Source organism: Cupriavidus sp. OTU4054 (assembly GCF_038440175.1).
Taxonomy (GTDB): domain Bacteria; phylum Pseudomonadota; class Gammaproteobacteria; order Burkholderiales; family Burkholderiaceae; genus Cupriavidus; species Cupriavidus pauculus_D.
In genome coordinates this window covers 243,934-261,331 of sequence record NZ_JASATF010000002.1, presented here as the reverse complement: position 1 = coordinate 261,331, position 17,398 = coordinate 243,934, and the positions used below count along the sequence as shown (strand labels likewise).

Annotated in this window: 16 protein-coding genes; 14 read left to right on the top strand and 2 right to left on the bottom strand. The window is 65.5% G+C overall.

Annotated elements, in window-relative coordinates:
* Nucleotides 1-12: 12 nt before the first annotated feature.
* A complete protein-coding gene (locus AAHB16_RS04050; RefSeq protein WP_342050168.1) occupies nucleotides 13-987 on the bottom strand; it encodes a LysR family transcriptional regulator in 975 nt (324 codons plus the stop codon).
* Nucleotides 988-1,122: 135 nt separating this feature from the next.
* Here AAHB16_RS04050 and AAHB16_RS04045 point away from each other — a divergent pair, with 135 nt between their 5' ends.
* The 5 genes from AAHB16_RS04045 to AAHB16_RS04025 are packed head-to-tail and all read left to right on the top strand — an operon-like array spanning nucleotide 1,123 to nucleotide 5,914.
* A complete protein-coding gene (locus tag AAHB16_RS04045; RefSeq protein WP_223851714.1) occupies nucleotides 1,123-2,112 on the top strand; it encodes a Bug family tripartite tricarboxylate transporter substrate binding protein in 990 nt (329 codons plus the stop codon).
* Nucleotides 2,112-3,413 carry a 3-isopropylmalate dehydratase large subunit gene (locus tag AAHB16_RS04040; protein ID WP_342050167.1) on the top strand — a complete coding sequence of 434 codons (1,302 nt, stop codon included), beginning with the start codon at nucleotides 2,112-2,114 and terminating at the stop codon, nucleotides 3,411-3,413. The genes AAHB16_RS04045 and AAHB16_RS04040 overlap by 1 nt, the downstream gene beginning before the upstream one ends.
* On the top strand, nucleotides 3,406-3,930 hold the full coding sequence (locus AAHB16_RS04035; RefSeq protein WP_342050166.1) for a LeuD/DmdB family oxidoreductase small subunit: 525 nt from the start codon (nucleotides 3,406-3,408) through the stop codon (nucleotides 3,928-3,930). Before AAHB16_RS04040 ends, AAHB16_RS04035 begins: the two co-directional genes overlap by 8 nt.
* Nucleotides 3,931-3,953: 23 nt before the next feature.
* Nucleotides 3,954-5,156 (top strand): pyridoxal phosphate-dependent aminotransferase, encoded by a 1,203-nt coding sequence (locus AAHB16_RS04030; RefSeq protein WP_150374498.1) that lies wholly within the window; start codon nucleotides 3,954-3,956, stop codon nucleotides 5,154-5,156.
* Nucleotides 5,157-5,209: 53 nt separating this feature from the next.
* The gene (locus AAHB16_RS04025) at nucleotides 5,210-5,914 is read left to right on the top strand and encodes an RraA family protein (protein WP_342050165.1); all 705 of its coding nucleotides are present in this window, start codon (nucleotides 5,210-5,212) and stop codon (nucleotides 5,912-5,914) included.
* A gap of 2 nt (nucleotides 5,915-5,916) precedes the next feature.
* On the opposite strand, the gene AAHB16_RS04020 is transcribed toward AAHB16_RS04025, so the two are convergent.
* On the bottom strand, nucleotides 5,917-6,756 hold the full coding sequence (locus AAHB16_RS04020) for a FadR/GntR family transcriptional regulator (RefSeq protein WP_342050164.1): 840 nt from the start codon (nucleotides 6,754-6,756) through the stop codon (nucleotides 5,917-5,919).
* Nucleotides 6,757-6,902: 146 nt separating this feature from the next.
* On the opposite strand from AAHB16_RS04020, the gene AAHB16_RS04015 reads away from it, so the two are divergent.
* The 9 genes from AAHB16_RS04015 to AAHB16_RS03975 all read left to right on the top strand — a co-directional run bounded on the left by AAHB16_RS04015 (nucleotide 6,903) and on the right by AAHB16_RS03975 (nucleotide 17,371).
* Nucleotides 6,903-8,105 carry an ABC transporter substrate-binding protein gene (locus AAHB16_RS04015; RefSeq protein WP_342050163.1) on the top strand — a complete coding sequence of 401 codons (1,203 nt, stop codon included), beginning with the start codon at nucleotides 6,903-6,905 and terminating at the stop codon, nucleotides 8,103-8,105.
* Nucleotides 8,106-8,209: 104 nt separating this feature from the next.
* A complete protein-coding gene (locus AAHB16_RS04010; protein WP_150374494.1) occupies nucleotides 8,210-9,067 on the top strand; it encodes a branched-chain amino acid ABC transporter permease in 858 nt (285 codons plus the stop codon).
* The gene (locus tag AAHB16_RS04005) at nucleotides 9,067-10,065 is read left to right on the top strand and encodes a branched-chain amino acid ABC transporter permease (RefSeq protein WP_150374493.1); all 999 of its coding nucleotides are present in this window, start codon (nucleotides 9,067-9,069) and stop codon (nucleotides 10,063-10,065) included. The genes AAHB16_RS04010 and AAHB16_RS04005 overlap by 1 nt, the downstream gene beginning before the upstream one ends.
* Entirely contained in the window at nucleotides 10,062-10,829 is a 768-nt protein-coding gene (locus AAHB16_RS04000) for an ABC transporter ATP-binding protein (RefSeq protein ID WP_342050162.1), read from the top strand. Before AAHB16_RS04005 ends, AAHB16_RS04000 begins: the two co-directional genes overlap by 4 nt.
* The gene (locus AAHB16_RS03995) at nucleotides 10,826-11,530 is read left to right on the top strand and encodes an ABC transporter ATP-binding protein (RefSeq protein WP_150374491.1); all 705 of its coding nucleotides are present in this window, start codon (nucleotides 10,826-10,828) and stop codon (nucleotides 11,528-11,530) included. Before AAHB16_RS04000 ends, AAHB16_RS03995 begins: the two co-directional genes overlap by 4 nt.
* 23 nt (nucleotides 11,531-11,553) lie before the next feature.
* On the top strand, nucleotides 11,554-12,807 hold the full coding sequence (locus AAHB16_RS03990; RefSeq protein WP_342050161.1) for a Zn-dependent hydrolase: 1,254 nt from the start codon (nucleotides 11,554-11,556) through the stop codon (nucleotides 12,805-12,807).
* 12 nt (nucleotides 12,808-12,819) lie between these two features.
* Complete coding sequence (locus tag AAHB16_RS03985; protein ID WP_342050160.1) at nucleotides 12,820-14,310, top strand: M81 family metallopeptidase; 1,491 nt, start codon at nucleotides 12,820-12,822, stop codon at nucleotides 14,308-14,310.
* A gap of 67 nt (nucleotides 14,311-14,377) precedes the next feature.
* The gene (locus AAHB16_RS03980; RefSeq protein ID WP_342050264.1) at nucleotides 14,378-16,030 is read left to right on the top strand and encodes a phospholipase D-like domain-containing protein; all 1,653 of its coding nucleotides are present in this window, start codon (nucleotides 14,378-14,380) and stop codon (nucleotides 16,028-16,030) included.
* Nucleotides 16,031-16,051: 21 nt separating this feature from the next.
* Nucleotides 16,052-17,371, top strand: coding sequence for a hypothetical protein (locus tag AAHB16_RS03975; protein WP_342050159.1), 1,320 nt, complete (start codon nucleotides 16,052-16,054; stop codon nucleotides 17,369-17,371).
* The last annotated feature ends 27 nt before the right edge of the window (nucleotides 17,372-17,398 follow it).

The following is a 17,398-nucleotide window of genomic DNA, read 5'->3' as shown; positions in this document are numbered from 1 at the left end:
CGGGCAGGGTGGCTACGGCAGCATGTGCGGGGCGCCATCGTCCGATGCCGCCAGCAGCGACACCCCGCTCGGCATCTCCATCGCGGCCAGCGTGGTGCGCAGGATGTCGAGCAGCCGCTGCGCGCTCGGCGACAGCGAGCGTAATGGCCGCGTGATCACGCAGAGCTCGCGCGACAGCCGCGGCTCGTGGAGTTCGCGGAAGGTCAGGCTGGCGAACTCGTTGCGCTCGAATGCCAGCGCCGGCAGCACCGAATAGTAGTTGCCGCGCGCAAGCATCGCGAACAGATACGCGGTGCTTTCCACTTCGTCGTGCTCGCCCCCCAGCACGGGCCAGTGCGCGGCGTGGTTGAGCAGAAACTGGCCGATGCCCGTGTCGGCGGAAAAGCCCACATAGCGCGCATCGAGGCTCGCGGTGAGGTCGGCCCATGTTACCGGCCGATCGAGCATCGCCACCGGCGCGTCGCGGTGGCATACCACGCCATAGCAGTCGCGCACCAGCGGCGTGTAATCGAGGTCTTCGCTGCCGCGAAACTTGCTGTCGATGGCGAAATCGACCTCGCCCTCGAGCACCAGCCGCTCCGTCTGCTGTGCGGCCGGATTGCGCAGGGAGATCGTGATGCCCGGATAAGCCTCGCGAAAGTGAGGCAGCGCCGGCACGAGGAACTGGCTGATGACCGACGAGGCCGCCCCGATCCGGATATGGCCGCGCTCTCCCTGCGCCAGCGCCACGAGGTCCGACACCGCGCTGTCGAACCCATTGACCACGCGCTCGGCCTCCGCCATGAACCGCGCCGCCTGATCGGTCAGCATCACCCGGCGCGTCGTACGGTCGAACATCTTGAGGCCGACCGCCTCTTCCATCTGCTGGATCGTCGCCGTCAGCGCGGACTGGGTCATGCACAGACGCCCGGCCGCCGCCGTGAACGAGTTCGTCTCCGCCACGGCAAGAAAGCAGCGCAGTTGCTTGAGGGTGACGTTGTGGCGCATGGGAGGCGGGGAGGGCCCGATTTATCGGAATTTCGTAATAGTCGGCCGAAAAAATTCGTTTGTCCAGACAAATGGCCGTCTCTAGACTTGTCCCGCAGCAAGCCAACCCATTCCAACCTCTTGCCCAGGACCCCCATGAAGACGCTTACCGGTGTTGCCGCCGCCGTCCTTGTCGCCGCCCCGCTTGCCACGCTGCCGATGGCCGCGATGGCGGGCCCCGAGGATACCTATCCCGACAAGGCCGTCCGCATCGTCGTGCCGTTCGCGGCGGGCGGCTCCACCGACGTGGTGGCGCGCATCCTGGCAGAGAAGCTGCAGGCCCAGTTCAAGCAACCGTTCGTGGTGGACAACCGCGCCGGCGCCAGCGGCAATATCGGCGCCGAACTCGTGGCGAAGGCACCGGCCGACGGCTACACGCTGCTGATGGGCGCCACGGGCATCCTGTCGATCAACGACCATCTGTACGGCAAGCTTAACTACAACGCGCAGAAGGACTTCGTGCCCGTGGCCTATGCCACGGAAAACGCCAATATCCTCGTGGTCTCGCCGAGCCTGCCGGTCAAGGATGTCTCGTCGCTGGTCGCCCTTGCGAAGAGCAAGCCCGGCACGCTGAGCTTCGCGTCGTCGGGCCCCGGCAGCTCGACCCACCTGTCCGGCGAGCTGTTCAAGTCGATGGCCGGCCTGAACCTGCTGCACGTACCGTACAAAGGCAGCTCCGCCGCGCTGACCGATCTGCTGGGCGGCAATGTGTCGATGCTGTTCGACAACGCGCCGTCGTCCATCGGCTTCGTCCAGCAGGGCAAGCTGCGCGCGCTGGCCGTGACCAGCCGCCAGCGCATTCCGGGCCTGCCGAACGTGCCGACGCTCGATGAGGCGGGCATCAAGGGCTACGAGTCGCTGTCGTGGAGCGGCGTCGTGGCGCCCGCGGGCACGCCGCGTCCGATTGTCATGAAGCTCAATCGCGCGATCGATCAGATCCTCAAGTCCGACGACGTCAGGAACAAGCTCGTGCAACTCGGTGTGGAACCCGTTGGCGGCCCGCCCGAGGACTTCGCGAAGCTGATCGAGACCGAGCACACCAAATGGGGCACGGTCATCAAGACGGCCGACATCAAGCTGAACTGATGCGCGGCCAGACGCTTGCCGAGAAGCTGCTCTCGCGCGCAGCCGGAACGACCGCCGGCACGAAAGCCAGCACGAAACTCTACGCCGGCGATCTCGCGATCTGCGAACCCGACGCGGCGATGGGCACGGACGGCTCCATCCCGATGGCGCTCGACTATTTCCGCGATATGCAGGAGGACGGCTCGCTGCCGGCGCCGGCACGGGCCGAACGGCTCGTGTTCGCGCTCGATCATTACGGCGCGGTATCCGGCGAACGGGCGCTGGCCCTGCAGGCTCGCGCCCGCGACTACGCACAAGCGCACGGCGTCTGCGTGTACGAGGTCGGAGAGGGCATCGGCCACCAGCTGATGCTCGAGCGGGGCCGCGTGTTGCCGGGCCAGCTCGCGGTAGGCGCCGACTCGCATGCGGTCTCGTACGGTGCGCTCAACGCCTTTGGCTCGGGCATCGGCTCGTCCGATTTCGCGGGCATTCTGCAATGTGGCCAGATCTGGCTCAAGGTGCCGGGCTCGATCCGCGTGGTGCTGACGGGCAAACTGCCCGCATACGCATCGGCCAAGGATCTCGCGCTGACGATGGCGCGCCGGCTTGGCGCGGGCGGCGCCAACTATCTCGCGCTGGAGTTCCAGGGGCCGGGCGTCGCCACGCTGGACATGGACGATCGCATCGTGCTGGCCAACATGTCGGTGGAGATGGGCGCCAAGGCAGGCCTGTTCCCGTACGATCTCTGCACGGGCGCATGGCTGGCCGCGCGCACCGACGCACCGTTCGAGCCCGCGGAAGCCGACGCCGATGCGGTTTACGCGCAGTCGATGACGTTCGATCTCGATGCGATCGCCCCGCAGGTGGCATTGCCGCATCGCGTGGACAACGTCGTCGATATCGATGCCGCCGGCGATACGAAGATCGATATGGTGTACCTCGGTACCTGCACAGGCGGCCGGACCAAGGACTATCGCGAAGCGCTCGACGTGCTGCGGCGCGGCGGCGGCGTGGCCACCGGTGTCCGGCTGATCGTGACGCCGGCATCCGCGGCCATCCAGAGCGAACTCGAGGAAACCGGCATGCTCGCCGAATTCGAAGCGCTCGGCGCCGAACTGCAGCCGCCGGGCTGCGGCTCGTGCTGCGGGACCTGTGGCAGCGTCCCGGCCGACGGCGAACGCGTGCTGTCCACCGCCAATCGCAATTTCAAGGGGCGCATGGGCAATCGCCAGGCGCAGATCTTCCTTGCCTCCCCGCGCGCATGCGCCACGGCCGCCGTGACCGGCCGTCTGACCGATCCGCGCGAGGCCGGCCATGCATGACGTGACTATTATTCCCGGGCGCGCGCGCCTGCTCGGCGACGATATCAACACCGACTACATCATTTCGTCGAGCCGCAAGAAGGACAGCCTCGATCCCAGCGTGTTGCGCAACTACCTGCTCGAGGATCTGGACTCCGGATTCGCCGGTTCCGTGCGGGACGGCGACATCCTCGTGGCGGGCCACAACTTCGGCTGCGGTTCGGCAATGGAAGTGGCCGTCACCGTGGTGCTGGCCGCCGGCATTCGCGTGGTGGTGGCCCGGAGTTTCGCGCGCACCTACTGGCGCAATGCGGTCAACAACGGCCTGCTGCTGATCACCGCGGATACCGGAAGCGTCCGCGAGGGCGAGGCCGTCGCGCTGCACCTGCAGGGTTCGCGCGCCGAGCTGCGCGTCGGCAGCGACGGCGGCCGCGCGATTTCCTGCGAGCCCGTGCCGGACATCGTGCTGACCATCCGTGAAGCCGGCGGCCTCGTGCCTTATCTGCGCCGCCACCGCAAGTTTGTCGCTCCCACCTGACAATTCCCCCTCAGACCACCATCATGAGCCTCATTGCTGCACGCCTGAACCGCATCAAACCGTCGCCGAGCTCCATGGCTGGACAGCGCGCGCGCGAACTGCGCGCCGCCGGCCGCGACATCATCGGCCTGACCTCGGGCGAGCCCGACTTCGACACGCCCGCGCATATCTGCGAAGCGGCGGCACGGGCGATGTCCCGCTCGCAGACCAAGTACACCGACGTCGGCGGTACGCCCGAACTGCGCGCGGCCATCGCGGAGAAGTTCCGCCGCGACAACCAGATCGACTACGCGCCCAACGAACTGATCGTCGGCACCGGCGGCAAGCAGATCATCTTCAACGCGTTCATGTGCACGGTGGAGGCGGGCGACGAAGTCATCGTGCCCACGCCGTACTGGGTCTCGTATCCCGATATCGTGCTGCTGGCCGAAGGCACGCCCGTGTTCGTCGACTGCCTGCCCGCGAACGGCTTCAAGCTCGCGCCGGAAGACCTCGAACGCGCGATCACGCCGCGCACGCGCTGGCTCGTGCTCAATGCGCCGAACAATCCGAGCGGCGCCGCCTATTCGCACGCCGAACTGAAGGCGCTGGCGGAGGTGCTGATGCGGCATCCGCACGTATGGGTGATGACCGACGACATCTACGAGCACATCCTCTACGACGGCCGCAAGTTCGCCACGATCGCGCAGGTGGAACCCGCGCTCAAGGAACGCACGCTGACCATCAATGGGGTGTCCAAGGCGTATGCGATGACGGGGTGGCGCATCGGCTACGGCGGCGCGCCGGCCCCGCTGGTCAAGGCGATGGTCAAGCTGCAGTCGCAGAGCACGTCCAACCCGTCCTCGATCAGCCAGGCCGCCGCGCTGGAAGCGCTCAGCGGCCCGCAGGATTTCATCGCCGAGCGCACGCGCATCTTCCAGACGCGCCGCGACGCCGTGGTGGGCGCGCTCAACCGCATTCCGGGTATTCGCTGCCATTCGCCGGAGGGCGCGTTCTATGTGTTCCCGTCGTGCGCCGAGGTCATCGGCACCGTCACGCACACGGGACAACGGATCGAAACCGACGAAGACTTCGTGCTGTATCTGCTGGAGGCGCAGAACCTCGCGGTGCTGCAGGGCGGCGCCTATGGCGTGTCGCCGTTCTTCCGCATCTCGTTCGCGACCTCGATGGAAAAGCTCGAGGCCGGTCTTGCTCGACTGCGCGTGGCGTGCGAGATGCTGCGCTGATCTGCGCTACCCTGAGCGACCTCCCAGTACATTCGATTCCATAAAGGCGAACCATGACGAACCCGTCCGCTCCCTCCCCGCAATGGCCCGCGGGCTACCGCATCAACCCGCGTGCCGACGGCCCGGCCGCCGAGATCGTCGCCGCATTCCGGACGATGCCCGTCGCGGCCATCGGCGACGCGATGAGCCGCAACGTCGGCACCTACGGACTGCGCCAGTATCACGCGCGTCTCGACACCGTGCTGTGCGGCCCGGCGGTGACCGTGCGCGTGCGTCCCGGTGACAACCTGATGATCCACAAGGCGCTGATGATGGTCCAGCCCGGCGACGTGCTCGTGATCGACGGCGGGGCCGATGTCACGCAGGCACTGGTGGGCGGCCTCATGCGTACCACCTGCATCGCGAAGCAGCTCGGCGGACTGGTTATCGACGGTGCCGTGCGCGACCTCCTCGAATGGGCCGAGGAGGGGATGCCGATTTTCGCGCGCGGCCATACGCACCGCGGCCCGAGCAAGGACGGTCCCGGCGAGATCAATATCCCGATTTCGTGCGCCGGCATGGCGGTGCTGCCGGGCGACCTGATCGTCGGCGATGCCGACGGCGTCATCGCGGTGCCCGCCGCCGAGGCCGAAGACGTGCTGCGCCGCACGCAGGCGCACCTGGAACGCGAAGCCCGCATCCGCGAGACCAATCGCACCGGTACCGCCGATCCCGAGCGGTTCGATGCGGTGCTGCGGGCCAAGGGCCTGCCGGTCTGACCCTAAGGCTTGTCGCCGGCGTCCTTGGGCTTGAGCCAGGTACGCCGGGTCATTTCCGAGTCGAGCACGAGGCGGCCATGCACCCGGCCGTTCATCCGCGTCACGAAATGCGTGCATTCCTCCATATGCGCGGACATCAGCGTCCGCACCTGGTCGGCATCCCGCGCGCGCGCCGCTTCGAGGATGCGGCGATGGAATGAAACGTTCGCCGCGCCAAAGCGCTCGTGCTCGCAGGCCGGCGTCTCATTGCCGAAGACGACGAGCTGGCGAAGCATCTCGTTGATCAGTTCGCAGCAGAACCGCAGCATGGGGTTCGGATTGGCCGCGGCGAGAATGTCGTGGAATGTCAGGTCTTCCTGCCGCTGGTCCAGCATCTGTGCGTCGGCGGCAGCCTTCGAGGCCGGATCGCAAAGATCGATCGTGCGCTCGAGCGCCGCGAAATCGTCCTCCGTCAGATGGGCGATGGCGCCCGCGGCGAGCTCCGGCTCCAGCAACCGGCGAATCGTATAGACGTCGGCAATGCCCACATCCTTGAAGAACAGGTAGTTCTGCATGAGCTGGAACGTGCGGTCCAGCGGCACTTCGACGATCGTGCCACCGCCGGCCGGACCGGTCGACACACTGATCAGGCCCTGCACTTCGAGCGATTTCAGCGCTTCCCGGATCGTGCTCTTGCTCACGGCAAACATCTGCTGGAGCTTGATCTCGGGCGGCAGCCTGTCGCCCGGCCGGAGATTGCGCTGTGTAATCAGGCGCTTCAATTCCTCGGCAACCAGATCCGCGCGCTTTTGCTTGCGGATGCCTAACGCGCCTTCCCTGGCCTCGCGAAACATCGTCGACATTGCCCAATCCTTGGTAAGTACCTGCGTAAACCCTGAGAGCGGGCGGATTGACAAGCCGTTTCCGCCGCTCATAAGATGATTCTATTCTATTTATCATGATAAATAGGATAAACCCCGCGATCCCCCATCTTATCGAGGAGTGAGCCGTGAATCGTCGTGATTTGCTTAAGTTGGCCGCGCTGTCGGCAGTTCCGGGCATGGTGACGCATTCGCGCACCGCCCTTGCCGCGGGCGAGACCATCGAGCTAGGTTGTCCGGTACCGATGTCCGGCCCATTCGCCGCGAATGGCAAGTTCGCGGATCTCGGGATGAAGCTTGCGGTCGAGCAGTACGGAAAGGTGCTCGGCCGGCCGTTGCAGTACAGCGTGCTCGATACCGAAGGCAAGCCGGCCACGGCGGTCAGAAAGGTGCAGGAGCTCGCGCAGCAGAAGGCGGCACGCTATTTCGCGGGCGGCATCCTCTCCTCGGAATCGCTGGCCATGGGGAAGGAAGCGGAGAAGCTCGGGGGCGTCTTCGTGACGACCGCCGGCGCCGACGAGATCACGGGCAAGGACTGCAACCGCGCGACGTTCCGCTGGTCCGTGCCGACTTACGGCGCAATCGAGCGCACGGTGCGCCCGCTGATCGAAGCGATGCCGAAGGCAAAGCGCTGGTACACGATCACCCCGCAGTACGTATTCGGCGACGGGCTGCTCTCCGCGGCCAAGAACATCTTCAAGGAGAAGGGCATCGAGCACGTGGGCAACAGCTACCACGCGCTGACCGAGAAGGAGTTCAGCGGCTACCTCACCAATGCGCTGGCCGCCAAGCCGGACGTGCTGCTGATCCTCAATTTCGGCTCGCAATCCTCGGACACCCTTCGGCAGGCCGTGAGCTTCGGCATGAAGAAGAACACCACGATCCTCGTCGCGTGGGCCTCGGGCCTCGAGCAGTTCGAGTCGCTGGGCGCGGACCTCTGCGAAGGCATCTACTTCGGCGCGCAGTACTGGCATGGCGTGGATACGCCGCTGAACCGCGACCTCGTCAAGCGTTCGCGGGACGCGTTCAAGGCGAACCCGAACTACAGCCTGGCGGGTTCGTATATCTGTACGAAGATTCTGGTCGACGGCATGATCAAGGCGGGCACCGCCGATCCCAAGGCCGTCATCGCCGCACTGGAAGGGCTGAAGTACGAAGGGCTGACCGGCCCCGAGGAAATCCGCGCGGGCGATCACCAGGTGCTCAAGAACTACTACCTGCTGAAAGGCAAGGCCAGGTCCGCCATGAAGGACAAGGACGACTACGCCGAAGTCGTGAGTGTGGGCAAGGCCTTTCTGCCCCTCGACCAGACGCAGTGCAAGATGGCATAAGCCGCGCGAAGCCGCGGTAATCCCGGCCGCGGATCTTCCCCGTCAAATCCGATGCACCGGAGCGCGCCACCGCGTTCCGGCGGCTTCACTCATCCGTACGGCCTATGAACGTCTATCTGCTACAGGTGATCAATGGCGTCGGGATCGGCATGCTCTACTTCCTGCTGGCGGTAGGCCTGTCGATCGTCTTCGGCCTCTTGCGTTTCGTCAACTTCGCGCATGGCGCCTTCTACGCGCTGGGCGCATACCTGTGCTTCCAGGCCCTGCAGTTCGGGCTGAATTTCTGGGCCGCGCTGGTGCTGGCGCCCGTGATCATCGGCGCGCTGGCATGGCTCACCGAGAAATTCATGCTGCGCCACGTCTACGCGCAGCCGCACGAGTTCCATATCCTCATTACCGTGGGCCTCGCGCTCGCGATCCAGGAGCTGATCATCGTGGGGTGGGGGCCGCTGGGCGTTGACGTGCCACCGCCCGACATCCTGCAGGGCGTCGTCATGTGGGGCGACTTCATCTATCCGAAATACCGGCTGTTCGTCATCGGTTTCACGGCACTCCTCGCGGTAGCGCTCTGGTGGCTGCTCGAGGGCACGCGCATCGGCAGCGCCGTGCGTGCCGGCAGCGAATCGACGGAAATGGTCTCGCTGCTCGGCATCAACGTGTTTCGCCTGTTCAGCCTGATGTTCGCGCTGGGCGCGGGGACCGCGGCGATTGCCGGCGTCCTGGCCGCGCCCATTCGCGGGGCCGAGCCGTTCATGGGCGTGGAAGCGCTCGGTGTGGCGTTTATCGTGGTCGTCGTCGGCGGCATGGGGAGCTTCACGGGCGCATTGGTGGGCGGGCTGCTCGTCGGCATCGTGCAGAGCCTGATGAGCACGCTCTGGCCCGAGGGCGCGCGGCTGATGATCTATGTGGCGATGGCCGCGGTACTGCTGCTGCGTCCGCACGGTCTGCTGGGGAGGGGATGATGGCATCAGGCAAACAATGGCTCGTCCGCTACCGCTTCTGGTGGCTCGCGCTCGGTATCGCGTTACTCCTTCCGCTCACGATCCGGTCGGGCACGCTCGCCACGGAGGTGCTGATCTATGCCATGGCCGCCATGGCGTGCAACCTTCTGCTGGGATACACGGGCCTGCTGTCGTTCGGGCAGGGCATCTTCTTCGGTCTGGGCAGCTATGCGGCCGGTATCGCGCTGACGCGATGGCAGGGCATGCCGATGCCGCTGGCGCTGCTCGGTGCCGCCGTCATCGGCGCGCTGGCCGCGGCGCTGGTGGGATGGTTCTCCATTCGCCAGCGCGGCACCTATTTCGTGATGCTGACGCTGGCGTTCGCGCAGATGTTCTACTTCATCGCGTACACGACGCCCGGCATTACCGGCGGCGACAACGGGTTGCTCGACATTCCCCGGCCGCCCATCGCGATCGGCGGGCACACGCTGATCGACATCACCTCGTCGTGGGGCTTCTACGCCTTTGTGGCGGTGCTGTTCCTGATCGTCTTCGCGCTGGTCCTGCGCGTCACGGAATCCGTGCTCGGCCGCACGCTGCTGGCCATCCGCGACAACGAGGAACGGGCGCTGGCCGTCGGCTACAACGTGCGCGCGTTCAAGCTGCTGGCGTTCGTCATCTCGGGCGCCGTCACGGGGCTGGCCGGCGCCTTGCACGCCATGCTCACGGGCATCGCGCCGCTGGCGAACATCGACTATCACGCCAGCGAGATGATCCTGGTCATGACGGTGATCGGCGGCACCGGCAATATCTTCGCGTCCGTGCTGGGCGCCGCATTCTACGTGCTGCTGGCCGACTGGCTCTCCACGCTCTGGCCACGGTGGCTGATGCTGCTGGGCTTCCTGCTCATCGCCGTGAGCCTGTTCATGCAGCGCGGGCTATGGGGCCTGTGCTCGACCGTTGCGGCGCGCCTGCGCGGCCTGAAAGACACCGCGGCCACTCACGAGGAGCGCGCATGACCACGCCCATTCTCGAAGCGACGGGTATCGTCAAGCAGTACGGCAAGTTCATGGCGCTCGGCGGCGTGGACCTTCGCGTGATGCCGGGCACGATCCATTCCGTGATCGGGCCCAACGGCGCGGGCAAGACCACGCTGTTCCATATGCTGACGGGAACGCGCACGGTCACCGCGGGGCGCATCGTGTTCGAAGGGAAGGATGTCACGACGGAAACCGACTACCAGCGGGTCCAGCGCGGTATCGCGCGCTCGTTCCAGGTCACGAGCCTGTTTCCCAACCTGTCCGTGCGCGAGAATCTTCGGCTGGCGGCGCTCGGCACCTCGCCCCGCAAGGCCATGAGCGGCTGGCGCTTGCCGACCGGCGACCTGGCCTGCGCGGGCATCGTCGATCAGATCCTGGCGCGGCTGGAACTTGCGCACGTGGCGTCCTCGGCGGCCGGCGCACTGTCGCACGGCCAGCAGCGCCGGCTCGAGGTCGGCATGGCGTTGGCGGCGCGCCCGCGCGCGGTGTTCCTCGACGAGCCGACCTCGGGCATGGGCGTGGACGACCTCGGTGCGATGAAACGGCTGATTCGCGGCCTGGTGGAGGACCACACGGTCGTGCTGATCGAACACAACATGGATATCGTGATGGATATCTCCGACACCATCACCGTGATGCAGCAGGGCAAGGTCCTGATGGAGGGCGCGCCCGCGGACGTGCGTGGCGATCCGCGCGTCCGCGCCGCCTATCTGGGCAATATGATCACCGGAGGCAAGGCATGATGCTCGACGTACAGGATATTCACGGCTACTACGGGAAGAGCCACGTGCTGCAGGGTGTGTCGCTGAGCGTCGGCGACGGGGAGCTGGTCACGCTGCTGGGCCGCAACGGCGCGGGGAAGTCGACGACGCTGAAGGCGATTGCCGGAATCGTCGAACCGCGCGGCGGCCGCGTACTGTTCCGTGGGCAGGACGTCACGGGCAAGCCGGCGTTCCGTATTGCCTCGGAAGGCCTGTGTTTCGTGCCCGAGCACCGGGGTATCTTCAAGCTGCTGACGGTCGAGGAGAACCTCAAGCTCGCGGCAAGGAAGGCTTCGCCGTGGCAACTCGACGACGTCTACCGGATTTTCCCGCGGCTGCGCGAGCGGCGCGGCAATGGCGGCGCGCAGCTCTCGGGCGGGGAGCAGCAGATGCTCGCGATCGGACGCGCGCTGATGAACCATCCGCGCCTGCTGATGCTCGACGAACCCGTGGAAGGGCTCGCGCCCGTCATCGTCGAGGAGATCGTCGCGCAGCTCAAGGTGATCAAGGCCGCCGGCGTGCCGATTCTTCTGGTCGAGCAAAACCTCGAGGTCTGCATGCAGCTTGCCGACCGCCATGTGGTGATCGAGCAGGGCAAGGTGGTCTACACCGGCACCAACGAGGCGTTCCGGCAGGACGACGCGATCAAGGACCGGTATCTCGGTGTCGGCCTCGCCGTCTGAACCGCCATTGCACTGGAGGCAGCATGGAAAACACACCACGTGAATTGCGCATCGATGGCGAGCGGCTCTGGAACACGCTGATGCGTCTTGCCGACATCGGTGCAACGCCGAAAGGCGGCGTCTGCCGCCTCGCGCTGACGGACCTCGACCGGCAGGGCCGCGATTTCTTCGTGCGGGAGGCCAGGGCGGCCGGCTGCACGATCCGCATCGATGCCATCGGCAATATCTTCGCGCGCCGTGCGGGGCGCGACGACACCCTGCCGCCCGTCATGACGGGCAGCCATATCGATACGCAGCCGACCGGCGGCAAGTTCGACGGCAACTACGGGGTGTTTGCCGGTATCGAGGTCCTCAGGACGCTCGATGACCATGGCATCGTCACCGAGGCGCCGATCGAGGTGGCCGTCTGGACGAACGAAGAGGGCTCGCGCTTCGTGCCCGTCATGATGGGATCGGGCGCCTATATCGGCGAGTTCGCACTGGAGGGCCTGCTCGCCCAGACCGACCGCGATGGCGTTTCCGTCGGCGAGGCGCTCGCTGCCATCGGCTACGCCGGCTCGGCCCCGCTGGGCGAGTGCAAGCCTCGCGCGTACTTCGAAGCCCATATCGAGCAGGGGCCGGTGCTGGAAGCGCACGAGACGACGATCGGCGTCGTCACCGGCGCGCTGGGGCAGCGCTGGTACGACGTCACGGTCACGGGCATGGAGGCCCATGCGGGACCGACGCCGATGGCGCTGCGCCGCGATGCGCTGCTTGCCGCGTCCGAGCTCGTGGCGATCGTCAATCGCATCGCGCTCGAGCATGCGCCACACGGGCGCGGCACGGTTGGCTGCCTGTCCGTGCATCCCGATTCCCGCAACGTGATTCCCGGGCGGGTCGCCATGACGGCGGATCTGCGCGCGGCCGACGATACGCAGCTCTCGGCCATGCACGATGCGTTGCTCGCGCGTGCGCAGGCACTCGCCGAGCGCCACGGCGTGGAGATCGATGTGCGGCAAGTCGTCTATTTTCCGCCGCAGCCGTTCGACGACGCGCTCGTCGATGCCGTACGCCAGGGCGCCACGCGCCTTGGTCTTTCCGAGATGGATGTGATCAGCGGCGCGGGGCACGACGCGGTCTATCTTGCGCGCGTGGCGCCCACCGCGATGATCTTCGTGCCCTGCAAGGATGGCATCAGCCATAACGAGATCGAGGACGCCAGCCCCGAGCATCTGGAAGCGGGCGCCAATGTGCTGCTGCATGCGATGCTCGATATCGCGCACCCCACCATTCGATAAGCCGAGGGGCTCATGAAGATTCTGATTGCCAGGCTCAACCACGAAACCAATACGTTCTCGCCCGTGGCCACGCCACTGGCCTCGTTCGACCCGCAGTACGGCGCCGAGGGCTACCGGGCCGCGAAGGGATCGCGCACCGCCGCGGGCGCGTTTATCGACCTCGCGGAGGCCGCGGGCGCGGAGATCGTGGTGCCCGTCATCGCGGGCGCCAATCCCAGCGGGCGCGTGGCCGCGGCCGCGTACACGCATCTCACGGACACGATCGTCGGCGCAGCGGCCGGCTGCGATGCGGTACTGCTCGATCTGCACGGCGCGATGGTCGCCGAGAACAGCGATGACGGCGAGGGCGAGCTGCTCGAACGCCTGCGCAAGGTGCTGCCCGATGCGCCGATCGCGGTCGCGCTCGATCTCCACGGCAATATCACGCAAACGCTGATCGACCACGCCGATATCGCCGTCAGTTTCAAGACATATCCGCACGTCGATATGTACGAGACCGGCGCGCATGCGGGCCGCCTGCTGTTCGATATGATGGCCGGAAGGGTTCGTCCCGTCATGGCGTGGCGCCGGCCGCCGCTCGTCACGCATACGTTGCGTAGCCGCACCGATGAGGGCGCGATGGCCCGCGCCGTGGCGAGCGCGAAGGAAGCTGAGCGCGACGGCATGCTCGCGGTGTCGGTGCTGGCGGGCTTCGGCCTGGCCGACATTGCCGCGCCATGCCTGAGCGTGATTGTGGTGGGCAACGGCGATCCGGATGCGGCCGAGGCCGTTGCGGACCGGATTGCGGCACAGATCTGGGAAGACCGCAACGATTTCGTTTACACCTCCGCACCGTTGGCAGAGTCCATCGCCGCGGCGGCCCACGCCGCGCAGGCGAGCGACGACACCTCCTCGAGGCAGCGCCCCGTGCTGCTGCTCGACCACGGCGACAATTGCATGTCGGGCGGCACGTGCGACAACATGGCGGTGCTCCACGAAGCGCTGGCACAGGGGCTCGATGGTATTGCGGTGGGCCCTGTGTGCGATCCGGAGGCCGTGGCGGCGCTGATCGCGGCCGGTGTCGGCGCGCGCGTCACGCTCGAGGTCGGCGACAAGGTCGCGATGCCGCAGCTCAACCAGTACCCGCAACCGAAACCGGTGTCGGGGATCGTCACGGCCATCAGCGACGGCGAGTATGTCATTTCGGGCCCCACCTATACGGGCCAGAAAATCCGGATGGGCAGGACGGTCCTGCTCGATACGGGTGCCGCGAAAATCATCGTCACGGAGACACCGCAGGAGCACTGGGACCTCGGCATCTTCACCCATATCGGTGTCGACCCGCATGCCGCGCGATTTCTGCTGCTGAAGTCGCGCATGTACTGCCGGCCGGTCTTCGTGCCGATCGCCAAGGCGGTCGTCGAGTGCGACGGCGAAGGCGTAACCAGTTCGCGCTACGAGAAGTTTCCTTTCCGCAAGGTGTCGAGGCCGGTGTTTCCGCTCGACAAGGACACGACGTATTAACTTCAGCATCTAGCAGGCACGCCGATATCCGATAGACCAAAAGGTCTATAAGGAGTCGCTCGTGAAGATGAATTGCGTGACCGGTGTCGTCACGATCACCGGTGTCCTGCTGGGACATGCGGCGTTCCACGCGTCAGCGTCGACGGTGGGACAAGGCATCATCTCCGATCTGCAAGGCAGCCAGTTCTCCGCGAAGCGAAGCGTGTGGAGCGTCAACAAGCTTGCCAGTACGGATGCCATCGGGATCTATCAAGTGCCGTTTTTCAGAACGGCACAGCCCACCGTCGCCGATTGTTCGAAGGTGGTGGAACCCTGCCAGGATGAAAAGCTCCTGCTGACCCAGCCGGGGATGAATTTTGTCCGCCAGTACAACCAGCTGATCCAGTCCGCCGAGAGCTACGTCGACATCGCGAGCCTCGACTCGCAGGACGGCGTGATGCTGGACAATATCCGCGCCGCGCTGACAGCGCTGGCAAGGAAGAACAAGCCGATTACCGTACGCGTGATGTTCGGCTCGGTACCTGAGTTGCTCAACTTCCGCGTCCAGAACTCGCCGAAGTCCGCGGCCGATACGCTCAAGTACATCACGCAAGGCATTCCAGCCTCGTCGCCGATGAAGGTGTACGTGGGCATGTATCGCTCGGGCTATCTCGGCCGCTCGTGGAACCACGCGAAGATCCTCTCCGTGGATGGCGACAGCGTGATCATCGGCGGTGTCAATTTTCTCGACGGCGACTTCAAGTCCCGAGGTTATGTGAGCGACGTCAACCCGGTGAACGATATGTCGCTGGGTTATCGCGGCGCGGGTCTCGGCGTGCCCGCCAGCAAGTTCCTCGACAATCAGTGGGACCTCGTCTGCAAGCAGGCCAAGGACGCCGAGAAGAGCGTCCTGTGGGCGGCGACCGCGCTGTGGACGCGTGGCGGCAGGCCCTCGTGGGACCTCCAGCGCTTTCAGAACGGCAACGTCTATGAGACCGGATGTCCCGACAAGCTCGCGAGAACCTTCGATTTCGTCAGCAACCATACCCAGCAGGACGACCCGTCCGCGGACTATGCCATCTCGCTCGGACGCCTGGGCGATGTTGCGGACTGGCAGCAGGATGCCTCCGACGTGGCGCAGGTCAGCATGATCCAGCGCGCGAACTCGTACGTGCGCATCTCCCAGCAATCGCTGTACAACAACGCGCTGAGCGCGCTAGATGCCAACACGCCCGGCTATCGCGATGTGGTGCCGTTCCCGCGCAAGATCCTGATGGCGCTGTGCGGCGCCATGGCGCGCGGGGTCAAGGTGCAGGTCATGACGTCCGGAGAAAAGGGCCATCCAGGCGCGTATCCGTACAGTCCGCCGCTGGGACGAGAGGTGACCTATCCCGCGTACGCGTCCATCAGCGAGCTGAAGGGTTATCTCGTGACGTTCGGCGGATGCCAGCGCGGCCTGATCGACGACACCAGGGTGCTGGAGATCCGGACGAACTGGAACAAGGCGGCGGCCACGGCCGATGCCACCAGTTTCCCGCATTTCCCCAACCATTCGAAGGTCGTGATGGTGGATAGCCTGAACAAGGCAACCGGCCAGGTGGACGGCAGGCTCGTGTATGTGGGCTCGCACAACACCTATGACCAGTCTCACGCGGAGTACGGCGTCATCGTCGATTCGCAGCGTTTTGCCAGCCGCTTCGACGAGGAGTTCTGGCAATACAACTGGAACAACGCCAGGTAACCGGAACCGCCCACATCCATCATGAAAAAATATCTCACTATCGTGGCTGCGGCAGTCGTGACGGCATGTTCTTCCGGCGATGACGGCAAGTCCGCCGGCGATTGGGGCAAGACCGCGTCGCCGCTCGTCGTCGCCGACGCTTCCCATGAAGCCAGAAATTCGATCGATGCCATTTCCCTCAACGCGGGACTGGAAAGCGGCAAGCAGCTATTTCTGCTCGGCGGCAATCGCGCCATTGCGTTCTGGACGGGCAGCAACTGGGTGGACGTGACACCGCCTTCCAGCCTCGTCGGTGCCGTGGAGGACCTGCTGTCGTTTGTCGTGCGGCCCGATGGCCGTTCCGCATGGGCGGCCACGACGAGCGATCGCATTCTGTTCTTCGACGGCGCAGGCTGGTCCGATCTGAACCTCGCGTCCTGCATGGACACCGCGAACACCGATGTCATCGATACCTCGTTCGATGCCAGATCGAATGCCATCGCGCTGCTCAACGATGCGGGCACCATCTGCGAATACCGTCTGGACGAAAGGAAGTGGCGCACGATGAAGGTCGATGCGGGCACCGCGGACCCCAGCGAGCTTACGCTGAGCATGATCGCCGACGACGGCAGCTTCTACGTGCTGAACGCCGACCACGGCATGATCCAGTTCGACGCCACGGGCGCGGCCCGCGATATCACGGCAGGACTCGATATCTCCCACGGCATCCTGCCGGGCGGCGACGGTTTCAGCGTCGGCGGTACCGCCAACGAGGTCGTGGTCTTCGACGACGTCAGGAACGACTTTTATCGCCGGATCGGTGGCAAATGGGTGCCATCCGGCCTGAACGCGGGCGCGCTTGGAGCGACCGACGTGGTGGACAGGCGTTATGGGTTCGGGCCGAACAAGGACCTCTATATCGTCGCCACGATGAACAACAACCGCGTCGCGGCGTATCGCGATGGCATATGGCGCGAGGTGCCGGTGAATATTGCCGGCGATGAAGATATTTCGGTTGTGTTCGGCAGCATGAACGGCAAGGATCCCAGGGTGCTGATCGGCGCCACGCGGGGCGATGTCGCGGAGTACTTCCTCCACGACCTGGCCAATGGTTCGACGACGAACCTGTCCGCCGCGCGGCCCGATATCACGCGCGTCATCGCGAGTGCCGACCTCAGGACCGTGTTCGGCATCACGGAGTCGGCGCAGATCTACCAGTTCGAATCGAAGGATGCGCGCTGGGTGGCGACCGACTTCGATATCGCGAGCTTCGGCGCCAACGGCATCATGACCGCGGTCGTGACCAACGACGGCATCCTGAGCATGGGCCTGAGCAACGGCGAAGTGGTCGTGTTCGACTGATCGGCCGGGAGCCGGCTTATGGAGATG